The sequence below is a fragment of the Mycobacterium paragordonae genome, assembly GCF_003614435.1.
GTDB lineage: Bacteria > Actinomycetota > Actinomycetes > Mycobacteriales > Mycobacteriaceae > Mycobacterium > Mycobacterium paragordonae.
Map to the genome: position 1 here is coordinate 3838900 of NZ_CP025546.1, position 25805 is coordinate 3864704.

A 25805-nucleotide genomic window follows, 5' to 3' on the forward strand; every position below is an offset into this window, starting at 1 on the left:
TGCCAACGAATCTCGGTACGGATGTGACAGCTCAGGAAACCACGACCAGCTCATGCGGCCGGTTGTTGACCGACATAGCTCCGTCCGACGTCACCACCACGATGTCCTCGATTCGAGCACCCCACTGCCCCGGGAAGTAGATGCCCGGCTCGATCGAAAACGCCATACCCTCGGCCAGGGGCAGTTCGTTGCCGGCAACGATGTAGGGCTCCTCGTGGACGCACAACCCGATACCATGCCCGGTGCGGTGCACGAAATACTCCGCCAGGCCGGCCGCGTCCAGCACATCACGGGCGGCGGCGTCCACCTGCGCAGCCGTCACGCCCGGACGGACCGCATCGAAAGCCGCGCGCTGCGCTTGCTGCAATACCGAATATTGTTCTGCAACAACAGGACTAGGTTTGCCAATGCTGTAAGTGCGGGTCGAATCCGAGTGATACCCAGGCGCATACATACCGCCGATGTCGACGACGACAATGTCGCCCTCCGCCAACACTCGGTCCGAAAATCCATGATGCGGATCGGCGCCGTGCGGACCAGACCCCACAATCACAAAGGCCACCTCCGAATGGCCCTCTGCGACAATAGCTTCCGAGATGTCAGCGGCGACTTCGGCCTCGGTCCGGCCTGGCACCAGAAACGAAGGCACCCGCGCGTGCACGCGGTCAATCGCGGCCCCGGCCGCACGCAACGCCTCAATCTCCGCCTCCTCCTTGACCATTCGCAACTCGCGCAACACCTCGGTGGCCAGCACCGGCAGCACCCCGAGCTCGGCAGCCAGCGGCAACAGATGCAGAGCAGGCATCCCATCGGTCACCGCCACCGCGGCAGCCCCGCCCAGAGCACCACGAACCAACGCATACGGGTCTTCGCCGTCGACCCAGTCCCGCACGCTCAAACCCAATTCCAGGGCCGCGGACTCCTTCAACGAGGCCAACTCCAATCGCGGCAGCACCACCGTCGGCTCACCGACCGCAGGAACCACCAGTGCCGTGAGACGCTCGAACGTCTCCGCACGGGACCCGAGCAGATAGCGCAGGTCGTAACCCGGCGTGATCACCAGACCGGCCAGGCCGGCCCGCCCCGCCAGCGAAGCGGCAGCACCCAGGCGCCGGGCATAAACCGCGGCTTCGAATCGGTCAGCGTCCATGCCAGCCAGGCTAACCCGGACGGCCTGGCAGGATTATCGTCATGCCCGCACCCTTGTTGCTGTTGGACGGCGCCAGCATGTGGTTTCGTTCGTACTTCGGCGTGCCATCCTCGATCAAGGCCCCCGACGGCAGGCCGGTGAACGCCATCCGCGGATTCATCGATTCGATGGCCGTGGTGATCACCCAGCACAAGCCCAGCAGGCTGGCAGTGTGCCTGGATCTGGACTGGCGCCCGCAATTCCGGGTCGACCTCATCCCGTCCTACAAGGCGCACCGCGTGGCTGAGATAGAACCGGCCGGCGAGCCTGACGTAGAGGAAGTTCCCGACGAACTCACTCCACAGGTCGACATGATCATGGAGTTGCTGGACGCCTTCGGCATCCCGACGGCCGGCGCGCCGGGGTTCGAGGCGGACGATGTGCTGGGAACCCTCGCCGCCCAGGAACGCAAGGACCCGGTCGTGGTCGTCAGCGGAGATCGCGATCTGCTGCAGGTGGTCGCCAACGAACCCGTCCCGGTCCGCGTGCTCTATCTGGGCCGGGGCCTGTCCAAGGCCACCTTGTTCGGACCCGAGCAGGTCGCCGAACAGTACGGCGTACCGGTCGAGAGGGCCGGACCGGCCTATGCGGAGCTGGCGCTGCTGCGCGGCGACCCGTCCGATGGGCTGCCGGGAGTACCGGGGGTCGGCGAGAAGACCGCAGCCACGCTGCTCGCCCAGCACGGCTCGCTGGAGCAGATCGTGGCAGCCGCCGAGGACCCAAAGTCGAAGATGGCCAAGGGGATTCGCACGAAATTGAAGTCGGCGACGGACTACATCGAAGCGGCCGGAGCGGTGGTGCGAGTGGCCACCGACGCGCCGGTCAGCCTCTCCACGCCCACCGACGAGCTGCCGTTGCATGCCGCCGACCCGAAGCGCACTGCCGACCTCGCCACCCGCTACGGCGTCGGATCCTCGATCTCGCGCCTTCAGAAAGCGCTCGACGCCCTCTGACTACTGCGGTCGACCGACCTCGTACGTGCCCTTGTCGTCCTGGAACGTCACCGTCACGTGCTTGTTGGCGCCGTCGATGCTCACCGTGCAGTCGAAGGTCCCGCCCTTCTTCACCACCGGGTCCGAACCGCCGTTGCACTTGACGTCTTTGACGTTCTTGGCGCCGTATCCGTTGGTCTCGTCGGTCAGGATCGACTGCACATCGGAATTGGCCTTGTTCACATTGAGCTTGGTGGTGACGAAGAACCCGGGCACAACAAAACCGAGCACCAGGATGACGATCACGAACAGCAGCGCGATCCCGCCGATGACGGCGCCGAGGAACGCCTTGGAACGCTTCGGCCCCTGAGGAGTCTGGCTGTAGGGCTGCTGCTGCGGATACTGACCCGGCTGACCCGGCTGTCCCGGCTGCCCGTACTGCGGCGGCTGACCGTACTGAGGCTGCTGACCGTACTGCTGTGGCTGACCGTACTGCGGCGGCTGCCCGTACTGCGGGGTCGCGCCGTACTGGGTCGCCTGCGAACCGAAGTCCGAACCGTACCCGGGCGACTGCTGCGGGTACGCGGACTCGCCCGGTTGCTGATATCCGGGGTACTCCGCGGCGGGGTAGGACTGGGCGTGCCAGGTCGCGTCCTGACCACCCGACTGCTGTTGCCACGGCGAGCCCGCCACGGTCGGGTCCGAGGAACCCCCTGGCGGCTGCCATGACTGGTTTGGCCCCTGCGGTCCGCTCATTCTTGCTCCTCAGTCTGATTTATCCTCGCCACCGTCGGCCCCTGGTGGCCCCTGTACGCGTTTCGGATGTAACCGTAGCTCCGGCCTAGCCTACCCGGCGTCAACTGCGACGACGCCGCGCCGAATGTCATTGATAGCGCGCTTGGCCGCCGACCGCACGTCGGGGTCGGGCGCCGCGTTGCGGACCTGGTCCAGCAGGTCGAGCACCTGGCGGCACCAGCGGACGAAATCCCCTGCTGACAGTGGAGATCCAGACCCGTATGCATCGGCCGCGGCCAGCGTTGCGGCCAGGTCGCCGGTACGCGCCCAGCGGTAGATCACCTGGACAAAGCCGTCGTCGGGTTCGCGGGTCTGACCGATGCGGTGGGTCTGCTCGTCGGCGCGCAACGCCGTGGACAACCGCGCGGTCTGCCCCAGCGCCTGCCGCAGCCGGGGCGTCGGGACGTCGGTGCCGAAAGGGGCCCCCGGACCGTCGCCGCCGCGCGCCTCGTAGAGCACGGCCGAAACCACCGCCGCCAACTCGGGCGGTTTCAGCCCGGCCCATGCGCCGGTGCGCAGGCACTCGGCCACCAAAAGGTCGCTCTCGCTGTAGATCCGCGCCAGCAGCCGGCCGTCGTCGGTGACATGCGGATCCGTCGGCGGTCCCTTGATGAATTCACGCTCGGTGAGCAGGCCGACGATCCGATCGAAGGTGCGGGCCAGGGAGTTGGTGGCGGCGGCCACCTTTCGCTGCAGCTGCGCGTTGTCGCGTTCGATGCGCAGGTAACGCTCGGCCTGGCGGACCTGCTCCTCCAGACCGGGCGAATTGTGTGAGGGGTGCTGACGCAGCTTCTCGCGCAACGAGGTCAGTTCCGGATCGTAGTGCGAATCGTCTTTGGGACGCCGGCCCGCCGGAATCGTCAGGCCCTCCACCGCTGAACGCAGCGCGGAGGCCAGATCGCGTCGCACCCGCGGCTGGCGGTGTTCGACCCGCTTGGGCAACGTCATCGACCCGACCGGCGGTGTCGCGCCGGAATAGTCGGCCGACGAGATCCGGCCCGCCCACCGATGTTCGGTCAACACCAGGGGCCGCGGGTCGTCGCGGTCGCGCGCGGTTTCCAGGACCACGGCAAGGCCGCCCCGGCGGCCGTGATTGATGTTGATGATGTCGCCGCGCTTGAGGGCGGCCAGGGCGTCGCTGGCTGCCTGCCGCCGGTGCAGTCTGGACGCCCGGGCCTGAGAACGTTCCGCCTCACTGATCTGCGCCCGCAACCGGGCGTATTCCAGGACGGGTGCCTCGGGCCCGCCCAACTCGGCGACGATCTCGTCGAGCATCGTCTTGCCACGCTCGATGCCGCGCACCAGACCGACGACGGACCGGTCCGCCTGGTACTGGGCGAAGGACTGCTCGAGCAGCTGGTGCGCCTGCTCGGGACCCAGCTGGTGCACCAGGTTGATCGTCATGTTGTAGGACGGCGCGAACGAGCTGCGCAGCGGGAACGTGCGGGTGGACGCCAGGCCGGCGACCTCCGACGGTTCGACATCCGGGTGCCAGAGCACGACCGCGTGTCCCTCGATGTCGATCCCGCGGCGGCCGGCACGCCCGGTCAGCTGGGTGTACTCCCCCGGGGTCAGCGGCACGTGCTGCTCGCCGTTGAACTTGACGAGCTTCTCCAGCACGACCGTGCGGGCCGGCATGTTGATGCCCAGGGCCAGCGTTTCGGTGGCGAATACGGCCCGGATCAACCCGGCGGTGAAGAGCTCCTCGACGGTGTGTCGAAAGGCCGGCAGCATGCCGGCGTGGTGGGCGGCTATCCCGCGCAACAGCCCCTCGCGCCACTCGTAGTAGCCCAGCACGGCCAGATCGGCGTCGGCCAGATCGCCGCAGCGGTGCTCAATGACCTCCGCGATCTGGGCGCGTTCCTGCTCGGTGGTCAGCTTCAGCGGCGAGCGGAGGCACTGCTGCACGGCGGCGTCGCAGCCGGCCCGGGAGAACACGAATGTGATGGCGGGCAGCAGCCCGGCCGCGTCCAGGGCAGCGATGACGTCCGGGCGGGCCGGCGGCCGGTAGAAGCGTGGCCGGGCGGGCCGCCCGGGGTTGCGCCGGCGCGGCTGCCAGTCCGACATCCGGTCGGCTTCGCGGCGGTGCGCGATGTGGCGCAGGAGTTCGGGATTGACGTGGGGTTTGTCCGTGCCGGCGCCGGCGGCCTGGCCGCCGCCGCGATAGTCGAACAGGTCGAACATGCGCTTGCCGACCAGGACGTGTTGCCACAGGGGCACGGGCCGGTGCTCGTCGACGACCACTGTGGTGTCGCCGCGGACGGTCTGGATCCAGCCACCGAATTCCTCGGCGTTGCTCACCGTCGCCGACAGGCTGACCAGCCGCACCTCCTCGGGCAGGTGCAAGATGACTTCCTCCCAGACCGGACCGCGCATCCGGTCCGCCAGGAAGTGCACCTCATCCATCACCACGTGCGAAAGACCTTGTAGCGCAGCCGAATCCGCGTACAGCATATTGCGCAGCACTTCGGTCGTCATCACCACCACCGGGGCGTCGGCGTTGACGGACAGGTCACCGGTCAACAGCCCGATCTTGTCCTTGCCGTACCGCACCGTCAGGTCGGAGTGCTTCTGGTTGCTCAACGCCTTCAGCGGCGTGGTGTAGAAGCATTTGCCGCCGCCCGCCAGCGCCAGGTGTACGGCGAACTCGCCGACGACCGTCTTGCCCGCACCGGTGGGCGCGCAGACCAGCACACCGTGACCGCCTTCCAGCGCGGCACAGGCCCGCCGCTGGAAGTCGTCGAGGGGGAACGCCAGCTCGGCCGCGAACCGGGCCAGTTCGGGCAGGGCCTCGGGGACGGACAACTCAGGTGACGTCGTCATGCGTTCCGCCGATCACCGACGGCGCCGGGATCGGCGAAGGTGGTTCAATGACCGATGCCTCGTCATCGGGTATGGCGGCGGCTTCCCGCTTGGCCTTCCGCCTGTCGTGTATCCGGGCGATCTGGATGGCGAATTCCAGCAGCACGGTCAGCGCCAGACCGAGCGCGGTCATGGAGAACGGGTCGGAGCCCGGCGTGAACACCGCGGCGAACAGGAACATCGCGAAGATCAGCCCCCGCCGCCAGGACTTCAACCGCTCGTAGGTCAGCATGCCGGCGACGTTGAGCATCACGATCAGCAACGGGAACTCGAAGCTGACCCCGAATACCACCAGCAGATTGATGAGAAAGCCGAAATACCGGTCGCCCGACAGCGCGGTCACCTGCACATCGGAGCCGACGGTCAGCAGGAAACCCAGAGCCTTGGCCAGCACGAGGTACGCCAGTATGGCTCCGGCGACGAACAGCAGCACCGCCGGAATGACGAACGCCACCGCGAAGCGGCGCTCTTTCTTGTAGAGACCGGGGGTGATGAACGCCCACAATTCGTAGAACCAGACCGGACAGGCCAACACGATCCCGGCCGTCATTCCGACCTTGAGACGCAGCATGAACTGGTCGAACGGCGCGGTGGCAAGCAGCCGGCACTGGCCGTCGGCGCTGATACTGGCCCGGGCGGACTGCGGTAACGCGCAGTAGGGGTGCCGCAACCACTCACCAAGGCTCTCCAGCCCGAAAATCGGGTGCGAATACCAGATGAAGCCGAAGGCCGTGGTGACCACGATCGCCGCCATCGAGATCAACAAGCGGGTGCGCAGTTCGGTCAGATGGTCGACCAGCGACATCGTCCCGTCAGGATTGACCCGACTACGCCGATTACGCGGGTTGAGGCGTTTGAGAGGACCAAAAGCGCGCGCTGAAACCCTGGGACCTTTCACGACATTCGGTCAGAAGTGAGGACGGACTAGGCCGGCCGCGCCTCGGTGTGGCCCTGCTCGGCAGCGGCCGGCGGTTCGACCCGCTGGGACTGCACCGGGGTGGGGGACGCCGCCGGGGCCTGCACCGATGAGTCGGACTTGTTCTCGCTCTGCAGCTCACGGACCTCGGACTTGAAGATGCGCAACGACTTGCCCAGCGAGCGCGCAGCATCGGGAAGCCGCTTTGCGCCGAACAAAACGATCACCACGACAGCGAGGATCAGCCAGTGCCACGGTTGAAGACTGCCCACTTTGATTACCTCCAGACGTTCACCCGATGCTACCGCAGCGCAGGGGCCTGCCCGGGACAAGCGAACGGTTGCAGCACCGCGCGCCGATCGTACCAGCGCGTCAGGCCTGCTCAGAGCTGCTTTGCAACGCCTGATAAGCCTCGACGCCCGCTGCCGCAGCCGCGCGGACTCGCTGCGCCAGCGAATCCGGCGCCAAGACCTGCACGGCCGACCCGAGACCGAGAACCAGCCGCGTCATCCAGTCCTCGGAGGCATAGGTCATGGTCACATCACAGGAGCCGTCGGGCAGTTCCCGCGCGTCGCGCAGCGGGTAGTAATCGAACATCCAGGACGCCGACGGGTCCAGCCGCAACGTCGCCGACGGCAGCGCCGGGTCGCCATCGAACAGCGACGTGTCGGGCGGCGACTGCAACACCGGTTCGGGCGGCGCGGCCGGCTCGCCCAGCTCGTCGGCGTCGACGATCCGGTCGAAGCGGAACAGCCGGACCCCCTCGGCCTCGCGGGACCAGGCCTCCAGGTAGCTGTGGTCGCCGACCAGCAGCACGCGGATCGGGTCGACGATGCGAGTGGTGAGCGAGTCATGGCTGGCGGCGTAATAGTCGATGGTCAACGCCCGCTTGTCGCGAACCGCAGCGCGCACGGTCGCGATCGCTCGGCTCTCCAAGGGGGCAGGTTCATCAACGGCGGCCGCGGCATCGTCGTGACCCGCGGCGCCGGCTGCCGCGGCGATCTTGGCGATCGCGCTGCGTGCCGCTTGCGGATCGACCACCCCGGGAATGTCGGCCAGAGCCCGCAGCGCCACCAGCAATCCGGTGGCCTCCGGCGACGTCAACTTCAGGGGCCGGTCGATGCCGGCGGAGAACGTCACCTTGACCGTGTCGCCGGAGAACTCGAAGTCGATGAGGTCACCGGGGTCGTAACCGGGCAGGCCGCACATCCACAGCTGCTCCAGGTCCTTTTGCAGCTGGTCTTCGGAGACGCCGAGTTCGGCGGCTGCCTCGGCCTTGGTGATGCTCGGGTTGGCCTGCAGGTAGGGCACCATGTTGAGCAGCCGGACGAGCCGGTCCGATACGGGTGTCACTGGCGCTCCCCCGAGCCGGCCGCTGCCCGCAGCCTGTTCAGCACGTCCTCACGCAGCGATGCCGGCTCCAGCACAATCGCGTCGGCCCCGTAGGCCGCGATCTCACGTGCCAGCCGATCGTTGAATCCGATGTCCAACTCGAGCACCTCACCGTCGCGGCCGGCCAATTGCCGGGGTCCGACGGACTGTCCGACTCGGCGCAGCGCTGTGGCACGCCCGTCGGCCACCCACACACTGGCCAGCGCTCCGGTCGGTCCTTCGGCGACCGCGTCGGCGACGATCTGATGCAGGTCGACGTCGGCGGGCACCCGCACCGCCCCGGGCTGACCGATCGTGGTGACCTCGGCGCCGATGCGCGAGAGCCGGAACGTCCGGGTGGCGTCGCGGTCGCGGTCATGGCCGACCAGATACCAGCGCCCTTTATCGGTGATCACACCCCACGGTTCGACGGTGCGCGTGGTGAAGGGCGCAGAGCGCGACGATCGATGCGGGAACTGGACCGCCTGCCGGGAATTGATGGCGGACAACAGGATTCCGAGAACCTCTTCGGATTCCCGCAGTCCCGGGACGCCGGCCGGGGAGGCGATCGACACCGACGCCCCGGTATCGACGGGATCAACATCCACGCCGGCCGCACGCAGTTTGAGCAGCGCGCCCTGCGTCGCGGTGATCAACTCGGGCGACTTCCACAGCTGGGTGGCCACCGCAACCGCGGCCGCCTCCTCCCGGGTCAGGTCGACGGGCGGCAGCGCGTAAGCGTCGCGATTGATGCGATAGCCCTCGGTGGGGTTCAGGTTGGAGACCTTGCCGACTTCCAGCGGGATGCCCAGGTCACGCAGCTCGTTCTTGTCGCGTTCGAACATGCGGGAAAACGCCTCTGCCGACGGGCTGTCGGCGTACCCCGCGACGCTTGACCTGATCTTGTCGGCGGTGATGTAGCCACGGGTGGACAGCAGGGCGATGACCAGGTTGACCAGTCGCTCGACTTTGTTGATTGGCATCTGGTTCAGGTTAGGGGCTACATGCTCGCGATCAGCCGCTTGACCCGCTCGTCGACGGCCCGGAACGGGTCCTTGCACAGCACGGTGCGCTGGGCCTGGTCATTGAGCTTGAGGTGCACCCAGTCGACGGTGAAGTCGCGGCCGGCGGCTTGCGCGGCGCTGATGAACTCGCCGCGCAGCCGCGCGCGAGTGGTTTGCGGTGGACGGTCGACGGCGTCGGCGATCTCCTCGTCGGTGGTCACCCGAGCCGCCAGACCCTTGCGCTGCAGTAGGTCGAAGACACCGCGGCCGCGCTTGATGTCGTGGTAGGCAAGGTCCAATTGAGCGATCTTGGCGTCGGACAGCTCCATGTTGTAGCGGTCCTGGTAGCGCTGGAACAGCTTGCGCTTGATCACCCAGTCGATCTCGGTGTCCACCTTCGCGAAGTCCTGGCTCTCCACGGCGTCGAGCTGGCGGCCCCACAGGTCGACCACCTGCTCGATCTGTGCGTTGGGTTCGCGGGTCTGCAGGTGCTCGACGGCACGGCTGTAGTACTCGCGCTGGATGTCGAGCGCGCTGGCCTGACGGCCGCCGGCCAGGCGCACCGGCCGGCGGCCGGTGGTGTCGTGGCTGACCTCGCGGATGGCACGAATCGGGTTGTCCAGCGAGAAGTCCCGGAACGCGACCCCGGCTTCGATCATCTCCAGCACCAGCGCCGCGGTACCCACCTTGAGCATGGTGGTGGTTTCGCACATGTTGGAGTCGCCGACGATGACGTGCAGTCGCCGGTACTTCTCGGCGTCGGCGTGCGGCTCGTCGCGGGTGTTGATGATCGGACGGCTGCGGGTGGTCGCGCTCGACACGCCTTCCCAAATGTGTTCGGCGCGTTGCGACAAACAGAACGTGGCGGCCTTGGGAGTCTGCAACACCTTGCCGGCCCCGCAGATGAGCTGACGGGTGACCAGGAACGGCAACAGCACATCGGAGATCCGGGAGAACTCGCCGGCCCGAACGATCAGATAGTTCTCGTGGCAGCCGTAGGAGTTGCCGGCCGAGTCGGTGTTGTTCTTGAACAGGTAGATATCGCCGCCGATGCCCTCATCGGCAAGCCGCTGCTCGGCGTCGATGAGGAGGTCTTCGAGTACCCATTCTCCGGCGCGGTCATGAGTGACCAGCTGCACCAGGCTGTCGCATTCAGCGGTCGCGTACTCGGGATGGCTGCCCACGTCGAGATACAAGCGTGCGCCATTCCGTAAGAAAACATTTGAGCTGCGACCCCACGACACCACCCGCCGGAAAAGGTAGCGGGCCACCTCGTCCGGAGACAGTCGGCGATGCCCGTGAAAGGTGCAGGTGACACCGAACTCAGTCTCGATGCCCATAATTCGTCGCTGCACGTAATCGAGGGTACTTGTTGTCCAATTGCCGCGGTGCGCAAGCCACGCCCGCGGTCCACATTGGCGTGGTTGACCGCCACCTCCCCAGCTGTGGATTGGATATGATGGCGCGTGCCCCCCTCGGGCCTCGGGGTGTCAGATAATTCTCCGGCGTGGAATGTGGCGAACCATTTCAGAAAATCTGCTTCCGGGCAGTGACACGGACAGAGCTCGCGTGCAAGCGCTTGAGCGCTATCGCGTGCTCGACATGCCCCCCGACCGGGTTGTGCACCGGATTCCCGGGTTAGCCGCACGGTCCCTCGATATGCCGATGGCGACGGTGTCGATCGTCGGCGAGGACGACATTTACCTGATGGCCGCGCACGGCCTGCCGGCTCCCGAGCAGGTCCCCCGGGACGACGGTTTGTGTTCGGCTGCCGTGATGAGCGACAAGCCTTACGTGGTGCAGGACGCGCTCACCGACCCCCGAACCGCCGGCAACCGGTTCGTGCGCATCCACCAAATTCGGTTCTACGCGTGTGCTCCCATCGTGACCCTCGACGGACACAGCCTGGGTGCGGTGGCCGTGATGGACACCGAGGAGCGTGACTTGTCAGAGGTGGAACTGTCGGTGCTGGCGGACCTGGCGGCCATCGTGATGGAACAACTCGACCTGCGGTTGGCCTCGTTGGACGCGCTGGGAGTCGAACGCGGCCTGCGCAGCGCCGCCGAATACGCCCGCGACGACGCTCGTTTCGAGCGCTACCACGCCCAGCAGGCTCGTGACAAAGCGCGCCGCGACCGTGATGAGGCGCAGCGCGAACGTGATGACGCCCGGCAGGATCGTGATGACGCGCGCCAGGATCGTGACGTCGCGATCCGGGACCGCAACATCGCCGAGTACGACCGCGACCTGACCGAGGAGTACGCGGCGGTCCTGCAGCGGACCCTGCTGCCACCGATGTTGCCGACCGTCGAAGGCGCCTCGCTGGCCGCGCACTACCACCCGGCCTCTCCCCGTCGGGTCGGCGGCGACTTTTACGACGTGTTCGCCCTCGGCAACGACCGGTGGGCCTTCTTCATCGGAGACGTCGAGGGACACGGGGTCGATGCCGCTGTGGTGACCTCGCTGATCCGGTATACGTTGCGGTCCGCCGCTCTGCATTACAGCGACCCGGTTGACGGATTGACTGAACTCAACGAAGTCCTGCTGCGCGAACTGGATCCGCGACGCTTCTGCACGGTCCTGTTCGGGACTTTGCAGCGGCGGCCCGACGACGAGGGCTTCTCGATCACCATCGCCACCGGCGGTCACCCGCCGGCGCTGTTGCTCGACCCCGCCAGCCGAACGGCGGCCGAGGTGCGCTCCGACGAGGGAACGCTGGTCGGGTTGCGAGCGGACGCCACGTTCCATACCTGCGAAGTCGTTTTGCATCCGGGTCAGACGCTGTTGTTCTACACCGACGGCATCGTCGAAGCCCGGCGCGGCGCGAACCCTTTCAACGAGGACAGCCTGGCTGCCTTCGCCGCCGAGCACGCCGGACCGGATGCCGCGGGACTGATCGACGAGTTGGCCACCCTTATCCCCAAGCTGGGGCCGGAGGATGACATCGCCCTGCTGGCTATCAGCGCCCGCCAGGGCTAGGCCGACGAGTCGCCGTCGGGTTCGGCTTGTTTCTCCGGGCTTTCGGGCTGCTCGGCGCCCTCTGCCGCCTGCGCGGCCTCACTGTCGCCGTCACCGTCACCGTCGCCGGAATCCGATTCCTGCAGCAGCGATTCCAGAGTCGCCCGGTTGATCCGGCGGAATGCCCGCCGCGGCCGGTTGGCGTCCAGGATCGCGACTTCCAGATTGGCCTCGCTGAGGGCGGGCTGACCGTTGGTGGCGTTGTCGCTGCTGTTGGCCCGCAACGCGTTGACCGCCACCTTCAGCGCGTCCCCCAGGTCGGCGTTCTCGGTGTAGGACTCCTTGAGCGCGTTGATGATTGGTTCGGTGGTGCCACCCATCACCACGTAGTGCGGCTCGTCGGCGATCGACCCGTCGTAGGTAATCCGGTACAGCTCCGGCGCTTTCGTCTCGCCGTAGTGCGCCACCTCGGCCACACACAACTCGACCTCGTACGGCTTGGCCTGTTCGGTGAAGATGCTGCCCAGCGTCTGCGCGTAGACGTTGGCCAGCTGGCGCCCGGTGACGTCGCGGCGGTCGTAGGCGTAGCCGCGCGTGTCGGCGAATTGGATTCCGCCGCGGCGCAGGTTGTCGAACTCGTTGAACTTGCCCGCCGCGGCGAATCCCACCCGGTCGTAGAGTTCGCTGATCTTCTGCAGCGACCGCGATGGGTTCTCCGCCACGAAGAGCACGCCGCCGGAGTAGGCCAGCACGACGACGCTGCGGCCACGGGCGATGCCTTTGCGTGCGAGCTCGCTGCGCTCGCGCATCGCCTGCTCAGGCGAGATGAAATACGGGAAGCTCACTTCTCACCGCCGTCGGGGCCGAAAGTATCTGTGCGCGAGCGACTTTCGATGACTCCGCGGGCCAATTCGGCGATCCGCCGCTCCGGGATCTCCATCGCCCCGTCGGCGTCGATGGTGACCGCGGTCGGGTATATCCCGCGGACCAGGTCCGGTCCCCCGGTGGCCGAGTCGTCGTCGGCGGCGTCGTACAGCGCCTCCACGGCGACCCGCAGTGCCGAATCCGCATCGGACACTTGGGAATACAGCTTCTTGATGGACGACTTGGCGAAAATCGAGCCCGATCCCACCGACTGGTATCCCTCTTCCTCGATGTTCCAGCCGCCGGCGGCGTCGAAGGAGACGATGCGGCCGGCCGAGTCGGCATCGGCGGCGTGGATGTCGTAGCCCACCAGAAGCGGCAGCGCCACCAGACCCTGCATCGCGGCCGGCAGGTTGCCGCGGACCATGATGGCCAGCCGGTTGACCTTGCCGGCGAAGGTCAGCGGAACGCCTTCCAGCTTTTCATAGTGCTCGAGTTCGACCGCGTAGAGGCGCGCGAACTCGACCGCGATCGCCGCAGTGCCGGCGATGCCGGTGGCCGTGTAGTCATCGGTGATGTAGACCTTGCGGACATCGCGGCCGGCGATCATGTTGCCCTGCGTCGAGCGGCGGTCGCCCGCGATCAGAACACCGCCGGGGTACTTCAGCGCCACGATGGTGGTGCCGTGCGGCAACTGGTCACCCACGCTTACGCCACTGAGGCGTGCGGGGAGCAGATCGGGTGCCTGGCGACGCAGGAAGTCCGCGAAGGACGACAGGTCTACGGATCCGGGTTGTGTTGAGTTCAGGGACAGACGATCGGGCAACGACCAGGTCACTGTCCGCCCTTTTGCACGTAAGCGCGCACAAAGTCCTCGGCGTTCTCTTCCAGGACGTCGTCGATCTCGTCGAGCAGATCGTCGGTGTCCTCGGTCAGCTTCTCGCGACGCTCCTGACCCGCGGCCGCCGCGCCGGTGACGTCATCGTCGTCGCCGCCACCACCGCCACGTTTAGTCTGCTCCTGCGCCATCGCCGCCTCCTGCTTCGTCATGCGCCGCGGGCGTGTGTCCATTCGCCCGATGGCTTTTCTCTACCCTACCGGTCAGCACCGACGTTTCCCGGCTCAGCTGGTGAGTTGTTCCACCAGTTCGACCGCGCTGTCCACCGAATCGAGCAGTGCACCGACGTGTGCCTTGCTGCCCCGCAGCGGCTCGAGCGTCGGGATCCGCACCAGCGAGTCGCCGCCCAGATCGAAAATCACCGAGTCCCAACTCGCCGCTGCGATGTCGGCCCCGAACCGGCGCAGACACTCGCCACGGAAGTACGCCCGGGTGTCGGTCGGCGGATTGTCGACCGCCGCCAGCACCTGCGGTTCGGTGACCAGCCGCTTCATCGACCCCCTCGCCACCAGGCGGTTGTACAGCCCCTTGTCCAGCCGGACATCGGAGTACTGCAGGTCCACCAGGTGCAGCCGGGGAGCGGACCAGTTCAGGTTCTCCCGCTGCCGGAACCCTTCGAGCAGCCGCAGCTTGGCCGGCCAGTCCAGCAGCTCCGCGCACTCCATCGGGTCGCGTTCGAGCAGGTCGAGCACCTCGGCCCAGGTTTCCACCACGTGGGACGCACGCGGATCCGGGTCACGGCTGTCGACCAACTTGGCTACGCGGTCGAGGTAGATCCGTTGCAGCGCAAGCCCGGTCAGTTCCCGGCCGTCGGCCAGCGCCACCGTCTGACGCAGCGACGGGTCGCGGCTGATCGCGTGCACCGCATGCACCGGGCGCGCCAGCGCCAGGTCCGTCAGGTCGATGCCTTCTTCGATCAGATCGAGGACCAGGGCCGTGGTGCCCAGCTTCAGGTACGTCGATGTCTCGGCCAGGTTGGCGTCGCCGATGATGACGTGCAGCCGGCGGTACCTGTCGGCGTCGGCGTGCGGTTCGTCGCGGGTGTTGATGATGCCGCGCTTAAGAGTGGTCTCCAGGCCGACCTCGACCTCGATGTAGTCCGAGCGCTGCGAGAGCTGGAAGCCGGCCTCGTCCCCGGATGCGCCGATGCCTACCCGGCCGGAACCGGTCACCACCTGGCGGGAAACCAGGAACGGGGTGAGCCCGGCGATGATCGAGGAGAACGGTGTCTGCCGCGACATCAGGTAGTTCTCGTGCGACCCGTAGGACGCGCCCTTGCCGTCGACGTTGTTCTTGTAGAGCTGAAGCTTGGCCGCCCCAGGCACGCTGGCGACGTGCCGGGCGGCCGCCTCCATCACCCGCTCCCCGGCCTTGTCCCAGATCACCGCGTCCATCGGGTCGGTGCACTCGGGCGCGGAATACTCCGGATGCGCGTGGTCGACATACAGTCGCGCGCCGTTGGTCAGGATCATGTTGGCCGCGCCGACCTCGTCGGCGTCGACGACCGGAGGGGGGCCGGCCGAGCGGCTCAGATCGAAACCGCGGGCGTCGCGCAGCGGCGACTCGACCTCGTAATCCCAGCGGGTCCGCTTGGCGCGCTGGATGCCGGCGGCGGCGGCGTAAGCCAATACCGCCTGGGTGGAAGTGAGGATCGGGTTGGCGGTCGGGTCCGACGGCGAGGAGATGCCGTACTCGACCTCCGTCCCGATAATCCGTTGCATGAGTTAAAGACTACGGTCCCGCCGTGACCCCCGATCAGGAGCGGGTGGCTCGCGCTGGAATTCCGCTTCCCGGCAAACGCGCGGACTGCGGCTGTCCGCCATTAGTGTGAGCCGCCATGAGCCCTTTGCTGCGCTCGCTGGTACGCCGGGCGACGGTGACCGACGAGGCTGAAAGCTGGTTCCTGGAGCGCGGTCTGCCGTCGGTGCTGACGACGCGAGGCAGGTGGCGGCGGCTGTGGTCGCGGTCCGCGCCCGTCCTGGCGGCTTATGCGGGCCTGCACTGCTGGAGCCTGCCAGTGCTGTTCCTCACCGACGGCAGGCAGGACATCGTCATCGAGGGGACTCCGTCGGCCCGGGAATGGGCGCTACTCGGGCTCATCGGGCTGGCACCCGTGGTGATGGCCGCCGCCGGGTGGTCGGTGTCCCGCATCGCCAATCGCCGGTACCGTGCGCTGGCGGCGACGGCGGCGGTCACCATCGTGGGCATCGTCGTCGTCATCGAATCCGGCGCGGCCCATCTTCCGGACACAGTGATCACGGCGGTCGTCTTCATGGTGTTGACCGGCTGCGGTGTTGGTTCCGTGGTCGGCTGGACGACGCGCATGACGCTGTCGCACCTGGCGTCGATCGGCAGCCTCGCGGTCCGGGCCCTGCCCGTGGTGCTGCTGACGACGCTGGTGTTCTTCAACGGAAACGTCTGGCTGATGTCGGCGACGATCAGTGCTGACCGCTTGGCGCTGGCGGTGTTCTTCCTCGTCGGCATCGCCGCCGCGTTCGTGGTCTCCGCGACCGCCGAGCGGGTGAAGCCGATGCTGCGGTCGTCGTCACCGGCGCCCGAAGACGCTGAGCGCCTGGCCGGTACGCCGTTCGAGACGATGGCCGACCCGCCCGGCCGTCCCCGGCTGACGCGGGCCGAGCGAGTCAACGTGGTTTTCGTGTTGGCTGCCTCGCAGCTGGCGCAGATTGCTGTGGTCGCGGCGCTGACCGCCGGGATCTACGTGCTGCTCGGCCTGATCGTGCTGACGCCCGCCCTGCTCAAAGAGTGGGCGCACACCACCGACTTTGACGCGACCATGCTGGGCCTGACGGTGCCGGTGCCCGATTCGCTGATCCATCTGTGCCTGTTTCTGGGCGCATTGACGTTCATGTACATCAGCGCCCGGGCAGCCGGCGACGACGATTACCGCTCCAATTTCGTCGACCCGTTGATCGGCGATCTGCATGCGACGTTGACCGCCCGTAACCGCTACCGCAATCGGATGGCGAACGCGCCGGTGACCAGTGTTGACGCCGCTGACCTGGGTGATTAGGTTCACCCTGGTGTCAGCCCCTCAATCGCCCTCAGCAGCCCACCAAGATTCGGGCGACCTTTCCGGAAAACGTTACGGGGAAGTGCTTCTCGTAACGCCTGGCGAGGCAGGCCCCCAAGCCACCGTCTATAACAGCTTTCCGCTCAACGACTGCCCCGCCGAGTTGTGGTCGGCGCTGGACGCCCACGCCATCGCGACCGAGCACGGTGCCGCGACGGCACTGCTCAACGGTCCGCGCTACTGGCTGATGAACAGCATCGAAAAGACTCAGCAGGGGCCGCAGATCATCAAGAACTTCGGCGGCATCGACATGATTCTGCAGGCCACGGTGCTGCTCTCGTCGATGGACCCCAACCCGTACACCGTGAATCAGGTCAGCCGAAACACGGTGTTCGTCTTCGACGCCGGTCAAGAGATCTACGAACTTCAGGACCCGCACGGCCGGCAATGGGTCATGCAGACGTGGAGTCAGGTCGCCGACCCCACGCTGTCGCGCGCGGACCTTCCCAAGCTGGGCGATCGGCTCAAACTGCCGGCGGGCTGGTCGTATCACTCACGGGTGCTTCCCGAGACGTTGCGGGTGGACACCACCACCACGGCCGCCCAGGTCTTGCAGGACGACCTCACCAACAGCTATTCATTGATCACCTGACGGTTCGCCATCCAACTGCGGTGTTTGACCGCCGCCTTCCGCGCGGCTTTTGCCAGCGTTTTGTCCTGCAGATTGTTACCCAACGCGTCCAGCACCACAGCAGTTTCAGGTGCTGGATGCCGCCATATGTCCTCAAGTAGCCCTAACGGTTCGGTGAAGCTGCCGAAGAATTCGCACAGCTCTTTAAGGTCGTCTACGCCGGCCGCAAGCACATCCACGATGACTGCCACGTCGATGAAGCTGCCAAGCGTCTCCGCATCGGCCCGCCCCTGCGACATCAGCCACAGTGCCGCGTGGCCGGCGACCGGTGTGTCCAGCAGTTGACGGACGAACGGCTCGGTCACGTCGATGTCGAAGTGCTCCAGCACCGAGAGCGCCATTCCGCGACTCGCTCCGTCGGAAGCCGCGACGATAGCTTCGGTGAGCATCTGCACCCGCTCCGCGGTCGGCCGCTCCGCCTGCCAAGCCGCGATCAACGTCTCCCGGTCCGTGTCGCTGGCTGAAAACAGCGTCTCGATCAACGCGGCGGCGTCCGCATGGACCACATCTTCGGCGCGCCGCAGCACGTATCCCGCCGCACCCAGATAGTCCGGCAGGACATGGCGGCCGAACGCCGTGAGCGCGACCGTGCCGCCGTTCCAGAAAGTAGGGCCGAACGGCTCAGGCACTTCCTGCCGATCGATCCAACGCACCACACCTGCATCCTCAAGCACCTCGAAGATGCGGCTCATGTCCTCCTCGATGGACTCGCAGTTCCATTCATCGTCGGGATCGAGCAGTTCATGTTTCGTGGTCGCCGCCGATTCCGCCCATTCGACGACGGCGTCGAACCGCTCGGCGGCACCCGGTGCGAGCAGAGGCGCCAGCCAGTGCACGATTCCATCGTCGAGCAGTTCGCGGAGGTCAAGCGAGTACAGCGAGGGACCAGAGAATTCGACCTCTAGCGGGCCCCGCTCAACGAGTGCCGCGAAAAGCGCCTCGGCCTGTTGGACCGGTCGGCGCGACGCCCATGCCTTCACTGGTACCAGGCGACCCTGACGCACCCGGACCGCACCCGCTTCCCGGGCAAAGAAGACGATGAAACTGAGCCGGCGCAACGACCTCGTGGATTTCGCACTGATCGTCGTGTCGCCGAGTTGCATGTCCATCTCGTCGCCGGTCTCCAGCAGGTCCACCAACGCCCGACCATCCGCCAGCTTCAAGTTCCCGTTCTCGGTGAGTTGCTTGCCGTCGCTACCCAGATAAGCGCACAGCGCCTTGAACTTCGCCAGCAATGGTGCGCCGGCTGCGGCAACCTCCACCTCGGTTGCCGGTGGTGGTAGGTATACGAACGGCAACTCGTAGGTGTGTTGTTGTTGTTCGGGGTCGTCCCCGACGCTCGAAGAGCCCTGCACCTCCGCCAGCAATGCTGGCGTCAGATCGCCGACCAGCTCGATCAATCGGGTGGCGCGCTTGCGTCCGCCGACCAGACGTCCGGTGGCCGCCATGAAGTCGAGGTAGATCCGGACGGCGTCGCATACAAAGGGGACGATCTCGGGCCGCCCCGTCAGCCGCGGCGGACACCACTGCAACATCAGCTCGGCGATATCGCTCGGTGCGAAGTCGTCCAACACTCCGTTGGAGTCGTGGTAGCGCCAATCGAGCACGAACCCGACATTCGCGACCGTTCCGGACCGCTCGATCTCAGGGAGGTCCAACCACCCGTCGAGTTCCTGAAGCAACACCTTGCGGGCGCCAGCGTAGGCGTCCTCATCACCGGGACCAAAGCGCAAGCGCACCCGCGCGACTTTAATCGGTCGCGCCGACACGTGTCTGCTGTTATCTACAGGTACTGACCCAGGTTCGACTCGGTGTCGATGGCCCGCGACGCGCTCGACGACTTGCCGGTGACCAGCGTGCGGATGTACACGATCCGCTCGCCCTTCTTGCCCGAGATCCGCGCCCAGTCATCGGGGTTGGTGGTGTTGGGCAGGTCCTCGTTCTCGGCGAACTCGTCGACGATCGAGTCGAGCAGGTGCTGGATGCGCAGACCCGGCTGGCCCGTCTCCAACACCGACTTGATCGCGTTCTTCTTCGCGCGGTCGACCACGTTCTGGATCATCGCCCCGGAGTTGAAGTCCTTGAAGTACATGACTTCCTTGTCACCGTTGGCGTAGGTGACCTCCAGGAACCGGTTGTCGTCGATCTCGGCATACATCCGCTCGACGACCTTCTCGATCATCGCCCTGATGCAGACACCACGGTCGCCGTTGAACTCGGCGAGGTCGTCGGCGTGCACCGGAAGCGTCTCGACCAGGTACTTCGAGAAGATGTCCTGCGCGGCTTCGGCGTCCGGCCGCTCGATCTTGATCTTCACGTCCAGGCGGCCGGGCCGCAGGATGGCCGGGTCGATCATGTCCTCGCGGTTGGAGGCGCCGATCACGATGACGTTCTCCAGGCCTTCGACGCCGTCGATCTCGGAGAGCAACTGCGGCACCACGGTGGTCTCGACGTCGGACGAGACACCGGTACCGCGGGTGCGGAAGATCGAGTCCATCTCGTCGAAGAACACGATCACCGGGGTGCCCTCGGACGCCTTCTCGCGAGCCCGCTGGAAGATCAACCGAATGTGCCGCTCGGTCTCACCGACGAACTTGTTAAGCAGCTCGGGGCCCTTGATGTTGAGGAAGTACGACTTCGCCTCGCGGGCGTCGTCGCCACGCAGGTCGGCCATTTTCTTGGCCAGTGAGTTGGCGACGGCCTTGGCGATCAGCGTCTTACCGCAACCGGGCGGGCCGTAGAGCAGCACGCCTTTGGGCGGACGCAGCGCGTACTCGCGGTAGAGCTCCTTGTGCAGGAACGGCAGTTCGACGGCGTCGCGGATCTGCTCGATCTGCCGCGTCAGGCCACCGATGTCCTCGTAGCTGACGTCGGGAACCTCTTCCAGCACCAGGTCTTCCACCTCGGCCTTCGGGATGCGCTCGAAGGCGTATCCGGCTTTGGTGTCGACCAGCAGCGAGTCGCCCGGGCGCAGCCGGCGCGGACGGGTGTCGTCGTTGAGCGCGTCGGGGTGGCCTTCGGGCAGGTCCTCGGCGACCAACGGCTCGGCCAGCCACACGATGCGCTCCTCGTCGGCGTGGCCGACCACGAGGGCACGGTGTCCGTCGCCCAGCACCTCGCGCAACGTCGAGATCTCGCCGACCGACTCGTAGGTCCCAGCCTCGACGACCGTCAGCGCCTCATTGAGCCGGACCGTCTGGCCCTTTTTCAGGACGGAGGTGTCGATGTTCGGCGAGCACGTCAGCCGCATCTTGCGGCCCGAGGTAAACACGTCGACGGTCTCGTCGTCGTGAGCTCCCAGCAGCACGCCGTAGCCACTCGGCGGTTGACCCAGCCGGTCGACTTCCTCCCGAAGCGCCAATAGCTGTTGGCGGGCCTCTTTAAGAGTTTCCATTAATTTGGAATTGCGGGCCGCGAGCGAGTCGATTCGGGCTTCGAGCTGATGCACGTCGCGCGCGGAACGGGCCGGGCTCTGGTGGCCGACCGCGTTGTCGAGTTGCTCGCGCAGGGCCGCGGCCTCACGCCGGAGCTGTTCGAGTTCGGCAGCATCGTCGCTGGACAGGGGGATATCGCGAGGGGTCTTGAATGCTTCAGAACGCTCTGAGTCACCCATGTTGCGCTCCTTTCCCGCACCAGGAATAGGTGTGGCGGATACCCCCAACGCTACCGGTCAACCACGATTGATGTGGGCAGTCAAATGCCGTTTGAAAGTTACAAGTTGGGTCACGCTGGTAATCTCGCCTTCTATTCGGGCCGAGCGAAAGGACTTCCCAATCGTGTTGTCAAGCCGCCGTCGTGATGGGGATGGGGGGTAAGTCGTGGTAGGTGGTGTGGTCGCGGAGCATGGCCCACAGGACGCTGATACGGCGCCTTGCCAATGCGAGTACGGCTTGCTTGTGCGATTTGCCCTCGGCTCTTTTGCGCTGATAAAAGGTGCGCGAGGCGGGGCTGGTGGTGATCGAGATTTGCGCCGAGAGGTACATCGACCGCAGCAGTCCGCGGTGATAGCGCTTGGGGCGGCGCAGATTTCCATGGATGCGGCCGGAATCGCGGGGTTGTGGTGCCAGCCCGGCGAACCCGGCGAGTTGATCAGCACCGGTGAACGCGGTCATGTCTCCGCCGGTGGCGGCGAGGAATTCCGCACCCAGCCGGGGTCCGATGCCTGGCAGGCTGATGATTACTTCGGCGTGTCGATGGTCGCGAAATCGGGCCTCGATGAGCTCGTCGAGTTCGGCGATTTCGTCACCGAGGGCGATCACCCCCTTGGCCAGCCGGGCGACCATCTGGGCTGCCAAACGCTCTCCGGGCAACACCACCGACTGGGAGCGGGCGGCCTCCACCGCGGTCTGGGCCAGCGCGGTGGCGTTACGCGCGCCCTGTTTGCGCAGCCACGCGTCCAGGCGCGCAACTCCCGCGCGGCGGATCGCCGCCGGGGTTTGGTAGGCGGTCAACAGCACCAGCGGACCTTTGTTGGTCAAGGTCAACGCCCGCTCCAATGCAGGGGATATCTCGAGCAGTTGCGCGCGCAGGCGGTTGATCTGGCGGGTGCGATCAAAGACCACATCCACGCGGCGGGTGGTCAGGATACGCAAATCCACGGCGATCTCATCGCCGGGCCGCAGCAAACTGATATCCCGGCGAAGGCGGGCCTGATCAGCGATGACGAACGCGTCACGGGCATCGGTTTTGCCCTCGCTGCGGTAGCTGGCCGACGCTCGGTGAATTGCCAGCCCGGTCAGATATGCCAGCGGCTGCTCGCGAGCAACGAGCAAGCCGATCAGCAGTGCCGCCGCTCCATGGTTGAGGTCGATCGCCCACAACACTTGGCCGCCGGCCAGCTCGATCACCTCGTCGAGCAGACTCGCCAGTTCAGGCTCGTTGTTGAACACTCGCCGCGACAGCAGCCGTTGCCCTTCGCTGTTGATCACCACGCAGTGATGGTGTTCTTTTCCCACATCGATTCCTGCCCAGACCTTTTCGGTCAACGCCACCTCCACACTCATAGCCGTCACTCTTTGCGGTCCCTGGCAACGACGTCCCGGCGTAGTCCTACAGCAGCGATCACATCGCGTATCCCAATCAGCAGTCGAGCCGTTGCCAAACTGCGGGCGGCCAAGTCCTTTGAGCGGTCCACACCGCACCCCAATGACAGCCATACCCGCAGTTCGTGGGGTTCTCCGATCCTACGAACGACCCGATCAAACCCACGCTTCGAAAGGTAGGACTTCTGTGACCGTGAAATCCCTAGCCACAGGCGTTCTGATCGCCACCCACACCCCTACCGCGGACCCCGATGTGACTTGCAACGCAATCGGCTCGGCAGCCCGTAGCTGAGCGTGCCCCGCATGTCCGGCAACGTCTGCGTAACACTGGGCACCGCCGCCACGGCGGTGGTGCTCCTGGCCACGGGTTGTACGCACAACACGGCGCGACAGCTGGACTCGGCGCAGACGCCGGGACCGCCGCCCACCTCGATCACCGCCGTCACTCCGCCGACCGCTCCCCTGCCTCCGCCCGAGGCGCTTACCGATGTGCTGAATCATCTCGCCGATCCCGCCATGCCGAGCGGCGACAAACTGGCCCTTGTCCAGGGCTCGACGCCGGACACGGCCGCGGCGCTGGACCGGTTCACCAACGCCGCGCGCGACGGCGGTTACCTGCCGATGACGTTCGCCGCCAACAACATTGCGTGGTCGGCCACGGACCCCGGTTGCGTGATGGCCACAGTCGTCGTCACGACCGCCAACCCTGACCGGCGGGAATTCACGTTCCCGATGGAGTTCACGCCGTACCTGGCAGGTTGGCAGCTGTCCCGCAAGACCGCGGAGATGCTGCTGGCTCTGCAGAACTCCCGGAGTTCGACAACGGCGCCGTCACCGGCTCCACCGGCCCCACCGGCCCCGCCGGCGAGCCCCGCTCCGTCCCCCAGCCCGGCGGCTGGACCGCCGGTTTCCCCGTCGCCGACGCCCTGAGCAGATGTGGATCGGTTGGCTCGAATTCGACGTGCTGCTGGGCGACGTGCACTCCCTCAAGCAGAAGCGGTCGGTGATCCGGCCGGTCGTCGCCGAATTGCAGCGCAAGTTCAGCGTGTCGGCGGCCGAGACCGATTCGCACGATCTGCACCGGCGGGCCGGCATCGGTGTGGCCATGGTGTCCCGCGACCGGGCCCACGCCGTCGATGTGCTCGATGCGGCGGAGAGACTGGTCGCCGGGCATCCGGAGTTCGAGTTGCTCTCAGTCCGGCGGGGATTGAACCGCAGCGACGACTAGCTTGAGCGCGCGCTAGCTGTACTGACCACGGAGGTTAGGTACGGCGTGGCGTGGTGACTTAACGAAGACCTCCGGGTGAAGTGCGAGCTGCTTAGGAACGCACTACTCACTCCGGAGGTCTTCGTGGTCCACCGTAATGCCCCCTTGTCCGAAACCGGTCGTCTGCGGCTGGCCCGTTGCATCGTCGATGACGGTTGGCCGTTGCGACGCGCTGCCGAACGCTTCCAGGTGTCGGTGAACACTGCAGCGCGCTGGGCTGGCCGCTACCGCGAACTTGGTCTCGCCGGTATGTGCGATCGCAGTTCACGCCCGCATCGCAGCCCTAATCGGACGCCCACGCGCACTGAGCGGCGCATCATCAAGGTGCGGGTCATCCGTCGTTGGGGACCAGCGCGTATCGCCTATTTGCTCGGGCTCAACGTGTCCACGGTTCATCGCGTGCTCCGCCGCTACGGCGTGGCCAAACTCCGCTGGCTCGACCGTGCGACCGGACGGGTAGTTCGACGAATGGAAGCCCAGGGCTGCGGCGACTTGGTCCACGTCGATGTCAAGAAACTCGGCAAGATCCCTGCCGGCGGTGGATGGCGTGCACTCGGGCGTAGCCGCGGTAGACACAACTCCCAGGCCGACAAGAGCTCAGGACTGTTTCGCGCGCCAGGCCATCCGGTGCGTGGATATCACTTTCTGCACACTGCCATCGATGCGTATTCGCGCCTGGCCTACTCCGAACTGCTGACCGACGAGCGCAAAGAGACCGCCGCGGAGTTTTGGTTAAGGGCTAATGCCTGGTTCAACCACTGCGGCGTCACAGTCCGAAACGTGTTGACCGACAACGGAGCCTGCTATCGATCGCACGCATTCCGTGAGGCCCTGGGCGACATAAAACACCGACGCACTCGCCCCTACCGCCCCCAGACCAACGGCAAGGTCGAGCGATTCCACCGCACCCTCGCCGACGAATGGGCCTACGCCCGGCTCTACCGCAGCGATGCAGACCGCTGCGCTGAGTTCCCGCGATGGCTACACACCTACAATCACCACCGCGGCCACACAGCACTCAAGGGTCAACCACCCGCCAGCCGCGTACCTAACCTCTCAGGTCAGTACAGCTAGCCGTCCCTACCTTCGCGCTTGCGGCCCAGCGGCGCCGGGGCGACCGCCCCCGGAGCCAGCCGGCGGGTGGCTACCAGAAATGCGGTGTGCCCGCGCATCGTGTGCTGAGGCCGCACCGCCAGGCCGACGACGTTCCAGCCGCGCTGCATCGTCTCCCACGACCGCGGCTCGGTCCAGCACTGCTGGGCCCGTACCGCTTCGACCACCTTCGAAAGCTGGGTGACGGTCGCGACGTAGATCAGCAACACGCCACCGGCGACCACCAGCCGCGACACCGAGTCCAGCACCTCCCACGGCGCCAGCATGTCCAGCACCGCCCGGTCGAAGGAGTCGTCGGGCAAATCCGAATCGGCGACGTCGCCGATGATCAGCTGCCAGTTCTCCGGCGCCTGGCCGTAGAAATTCGAGACGTTGCGGCGCGCGTGCTCGGCGTGATCCGCGCGCGCTTCGTACGAGACCACCCGACCCTGCGGTCCCACCGCCCGCAGCAGCGACAGGGTCAGCGCACCGGACCCGGCACCGGCCTCCAACACCCGGGCACCGGGGAAGATGTCGCCCTCATGGATGATCTGCGCGGCGTCCTTGGGGTAGATCACCTGCGGTCCGCGGGGCATCGACATGACGTAGTCGACCAGCAGCGGCCGCAGCACCAGGAAATACGCGCCGTTGCTGGATTTGACGACGCTGCCCTGCTCGAGCCCGATCAGGGCGTCGTGCGCGATCCGGCCGCGGTGGGTGTGGAACTCGGCGCCCGGCGTCAGGGTGATCGTGTAGTGACGGCCCTTGGCGTCGGTGAGCTGGACGCGCTCGCCGACGGTGAACGGACCGGTTGCTGACACGGCGTACAGCGTGCCAGCCGACGCGCCGAAGCTGGTGGTCGGGGTTGACCGTGATTTGTCGTAGCCCCGTCC

The 25805-nt window shown here is 66.4% G+C and carries 23 protein-coding genes; 7 read left to right on the forward strand and 16 right to left on the reverse strand.

Features of this window, described 5'->3' with window-relative positions:
- Positions 1 to 31: 31 nt before the first annotated feature.
- Complete coding sequence (locus tag C0J29_RS17485) at positions 32 to 1150, reverse strand: M24 family metallopeptidase (RefSeq protein WP_065164972.1); 1119 nt, start codon at positions 1148 to 1150, stop codon at positions 32 to 34.
- A 41-nt stretch (positions 1151 to 1191) separates the two neighbouring features.
- Here C0J29_RS17485 and C0J29_RS17490 point away from each other — a divergent pair, with 41 nt between their 5' ends.
- Complete coding sequence (locus C0J29_RS17490; RefSeq protein ID WP_120793086.1) at positions 1192 to 2142, forward strand: 5'-3' exonuclease; 951 nt, start codon at positions 1192 to 1194, stop codon at positions 2140 to 2142.
- On the opposite strand, the gene C0J29_RS17495 is transcribed toward C0J29_RS17490, so the two are convergent.
- The 7 genes from C0J29_RS17495 to pafA all read right to left on the reverse strand — a co-directional run bounded on the left by C0J29_RS17495 (position 2143) and on the right by pafA (position 10424).
- Positions 2143 to 2877 carry a DUF4333 domain-containing protein gene (locus C0J29_RS17495; RefSeq protein ID WP_065049919.1) on the reverse strand — a complete coding sequence of 245 codons (735 nt, stop codon included), beginning with the start codon at positions 2875 to 2877 and terminating at the stop codon, positions 2143 to 2145.
- 90 nt (positions 2878 to 2967) lie between these two features.
- Positions 2968 to 5739, reverse strand: coding sequence for a DEAD/DEAH box helicase (locus C0J29_RS17500; RefSeq protein ID WP_120793087.1), 2772 nt, complete (start codon positions 5737 to 5739; stop codon positions 2968 to 2970).
- Complete coding sequence (gene tatC / locus C0J29_RS17505) at positions 5723 to 6676, reverse strand: twin-arginine translocase subunit TatC (protein ID WP_120793088.1); 954 nt, start codon at positions 6674 to 6676, stop codon at positions 5723 to 5725. The genes C0J29_RS17500 and tatC overlap by 17 nt, the downstream gene beginning before the upstream one ends.
- A 26-nt stretch (positions 6677 to 6702) precedes the next feature.
- The gene (gene tatA, locus C0J29_RS17510) at positions 6703 to 6966 is read right to left on the reverse strand and encodes a Sec-independent protein translocase subunit TatA (protein ID WP_065049913.1); all 264 of its coding nucleotides are present in this window, start codon (positions 6964 to 6966) and stop codon (positions 6703 to 6705) included.
- Between the two features lie 100 nt (positions 6967 to 7066).
- On the reverse strand, positions 7067 to 8047 hold the full coding sequence (locus C0J29_RS17515) for a helix-turn-helix transcriptional regulator (RefSeq protein WP_120793089.1): 981 nt from the start codon (positions 8045 to 8047) through the stop codon (positions 7067 to 7069).
- Positions 8044 to 9048 carry a helix-turn-helix transcriptional regulator gene (locus tag C0J29_RS17520; protein ID WP_120793090.1) on the reverse strand — a complete coding sequence of 335 codons (1005 nt, stop codon included), beginning with the start codon at positions 9046 to 9048 and terminating at the stop codon, positions 8044 to 8046. Before C0J29_RS17520 ends, C0J29_RS17515 begins: the two co-directional genes overlap by 4 nt.
- A gap of 17 nt (positions 9049 to 9065) precedes the next feature.
- Positions 9066 to 10424 (reverse strand): Pup--protein ligase, encoded by a 1359-nt coding sequence (pafA, locus tag C0J29_RS17525; RefSeq protein WP_120793091.1) that lies wholly within the window; start codon positions 10422 to 10424, stop codon positions 9066 to 9068.
- Positions 10425 to 10638: 214 nt separating this feature from the next.
- Between pafA and C0J29_RS17530 the strand changes: the two genes are divergently transcribed.
- Complete coding sequence (locus C0J29_RS17530) at positions 10639 to 12048, forward strand: GAF domain-containing SpoIIE family protein phosphatase (protein ID WP_242460462.1); 1410 nt, start codon at positions 10639 to 10641, stop codon at positions 12046 to 12048.
- Here the strand turns inward: C0J29_RS17530 and prcA are convergent.
- From prcA to dop, 4 genes are all read right to left on the reverse strand, one after another.
- Positions 12045 to 12872, reverse strand: a complete 828-nt coding sequence (gene prcA, locus C0J29_RS17535; RefSeq protein WP_120793092.1) for a proteasome subunit alpha — start codon at positions 12870 to 12872, stop codon at positions 12045 to 12047. The genes C0J29_RS17530 and prcA overlap by 4 nt on opposite strands.
- Complete coding sequence (gene prcB / locus C0J29_RS17540) at positions 12869 to 13729, reverse strand: proteasome subunit beta (RefSeq protein ID WP_120793093.1); 861 nt, start codon at positions 13727 to 13729, stop codon at positions 12869 to 12871. Before prcB ends, prcA begins: the two co-directional genes overlap by 4 nt.
- The gene (locus C0J29_RS17545) at positions 13726 to 13920 is read right to left on the reverse strand and encodes a ubiquitin-like protein Pup (protein ID WP_065049939.1); all 195 of its coding nucleotides are present in this window, start codon (positions 13918 to 13920) and stop codon (positions 13726 to 13728) included. Before C0J29_RS17545 ends, prcB begins: the two co-directional genes overlap by 4 nt.
- Positions 13921 to 14013: 93 nt before the next feature.
- A complete protein-coding gene (dop, locus tag C0J29_RS17550; protein WP_065049904.1) occupies positions 14014 to 15510 on the reverse strand; it encodes a pup deamidase/depupylase in 1497 nt (498 codons plus the stop codon).
- A gap of 116 nt (positions 15511 to 15626) precedes the next feature.
- Between dop and C0J29_RS17555 the strand changes: the two genes are divergently transcribed.
- Positions 15627 to 16820, forward strand: coding sequence for a hypothetical protein (locus C0J29_RS17555; protein WP_197748211.1), 1194 nt, complete (start codon positions 15627 to 15629; stop codon positions 16818 to 16820).
- A 10-nt stretch (positions 16821 to 16830) separates the two neighbouring features.
- Positions 16831 to 17472, forward strand: coding sequence for a hypothetical protein (locus C0J29_RS17560; RefSeq protein WP_120794797.1), 642 nt, complete (start codon positions 16831 to 16833; stop codon positions 17470 to 17472).
- Here C0J29_RS17560 and C0J29_RS17565 read toward each other — a convergent pair.
- From C0J29_RS17565 to C0J29_RS17575, 3 genes are all read right to left on the reverse strand, one after another.
- Positions 17454 to 19250 carry a hypothetical protein gene (locus tag C0J29_RS17565; RefSeq protein ID WP_120793094.1) on the reverse strand — a complete coding sequence of 599 codons (1797 nt, stop codon included), beginning with the start codon at positions 19248 to 19250 and terminating at the stop codon, positions 17454 to 17456. The genes C0J29_RS17560 and C0J29_RS17565 overlap by 19 nt on opposite strands.
- 44 nt (positions 19251 to 19294) lie before the next feature.
- A complete protein-coding gene (gene arc, locus C0J29_RS17570) occupies positions 19295 to 21124 on the reverse strand; it encodes a proteasome ATPase (protein WP_065049903.1) in 1830 nt (609 codons plus the stop codon).
- A 169-nt stretch (positions 21125 to 21293) separates the two neighbouring features.
- A complete protein-coding gene (locus tag C0J29_RS17575; RefSeq protein ID WP_120791834.1) occupies positions 21294 to 22514 on the reverse strand; it encodes an IS110 family RNA-guided transposase in 1221 nt (406 codons plus the stop codon).
- Positions 22515 to 22856: 342 nt separating this feature from the next.
- Between C0J29_RS17575 and lppK the strand changes: the two genes are divergently transcribed.
- From lppK to C0J29_RS17590, 3 genes are all read left to right on the forward strand, one after another.
- Positions 22857 to 23483: a lipoprotein LppK gene (gene lppK / locus C0J29_RS17580; RefSeq protein ID WP_120793095.1), complete on the forward strand. Its 627-nt coding sequence runs from the start codon at positions 22857 to 22859 to the stop codon at positions 23481 to 23483.
- Positions 23484 to 23487: 4 nt separating this feature from the next.
- The gene (locus C0J29_RS17585) at positions 23488 to 23781 is read left to right on the forward strand and encodes a DUF503 domain-containing protein (RefSeq protein WP_065049901.1); all 294 of its coding nucleotides are present in this window, start codon (positions 23488 to 23490) and stop codon (positions 23779 to 23781) included.
- Between the two features lie 123 nt (positions 23782 to 23904).
- Entirely contained in the window at positions 23905 to 24894 is a 990-nt protein-coding gene (locus C0J29_RS17590) for an IS481 family transposase (RefSeq protein WP_120793096.1), read from the forward strand.
- Here the strand turns inward: C0J29_RS17590 and trmI are convergent.
- A complete protein-coding gene (gene trmI / locus C0J29_RS17595) occupies positions 24891 to 25733 on the reverse strand; it encodes a tRNA (adenine(58)-N(1))-methyltransferase TrmI (RefSeq protein ID WP_120793097.1) in 843 nt (280 codons plus the stop codon). The genes C0J29_RS17590 and trmI overlap by 4 nt on opposite strands.
- Between the last annotated feature and the right edge of the window lie 72 nt (positions 25734 to 25805).

Excerpts from the sequence above, each read along its gene's own strand:
- arc (WP_065049903.1), bottom strand. The coding sequence starts at position 21,124 with ATGGGTGACTCAGAGCGTTCTGAAGCATTCAAGACCCCTCGCGATATC.
- C0J29_RS17575 (WP_120791834.1), bottom strand. The coding sequence starts at position 22,514 with ATGAGTGTGGAGGTGGCGTTGACCGAAAAGGTCTGGGCAGGAATCGAT.
- C0J29_RS17500 (WP_120793087.1), bottom strand. The coding sequence starts at position 5,739 with ATGACGACGTCACCTGAGTTGTCCGTCCCCGAGGCCCTGCCCGAACTG.
- C0J29_RS17495 (WP_065049919.1), bottom strand. The coding sequence starts at position 2,877 with ATGAGCGGACCGCAGGGGCCAAACCAGTCATGGCAGCCGCCAGGGGGT.
- lppK (WP_120793095.1), top strand. The coding sequence starts at position 22,857 with ATGTCCGGCAACGTCTGCGTAACACTGGGCACCGCCGCCACGGCGGTG.
- C0J29_RS17545 (WP_065049939.1), bottom strand. The coding sequence starts at position 13,920 with ATGGCGCAGGAGCAGACTAAACGTGGCGGTGGTGGCGGCGACGACGAT.
- C0J29_RS17485 (WP_065164972.1), bottom strand. The coding sequence starts at position 1,150 with ATGGACGCTGACCGATTCGAAGCCGCGGTTTATGCCCGGCGCCTGGGT.
- C0J29_RS17520 (WP_120793090.1), bottom strand. The coding sequence starts at position 9,048 with ATGCCAATCAACAAAGTCGAGCGACTGGTCAACCTGGTCATCGCCCTG.
- C0J29_RS17555 (WP_197748211.1), top strand. The coding sequence starts at position 15,627 with ATGAGCCCTTTGCTGCGCTCGCTGGTACGCCGGGCGACGGTGACCGAC.
- dop (WP_065049904.1), bottom strand. The coding sequence starts at position 15,510 with ATGCAACGGATTATCGGGACGGAGGTCGAGTACGGCATCTCCTCGCCG.
- C0J29_RS17585 (WP_065049901.1), top strand. The coding sequence starts at position 23,488 with ATGTGGATCGGTTGGCTCGAATTCGACGTGCTGCTGGGCGACGTGCAC.
- C0J29_RS17490 (WP_120793086.1), top strand. The coding sequence starts at position 1,192 with ATGCCCGCACCCTTGTTGCTGTTGGACGGCGCCAGCATGTGGTTTCGT.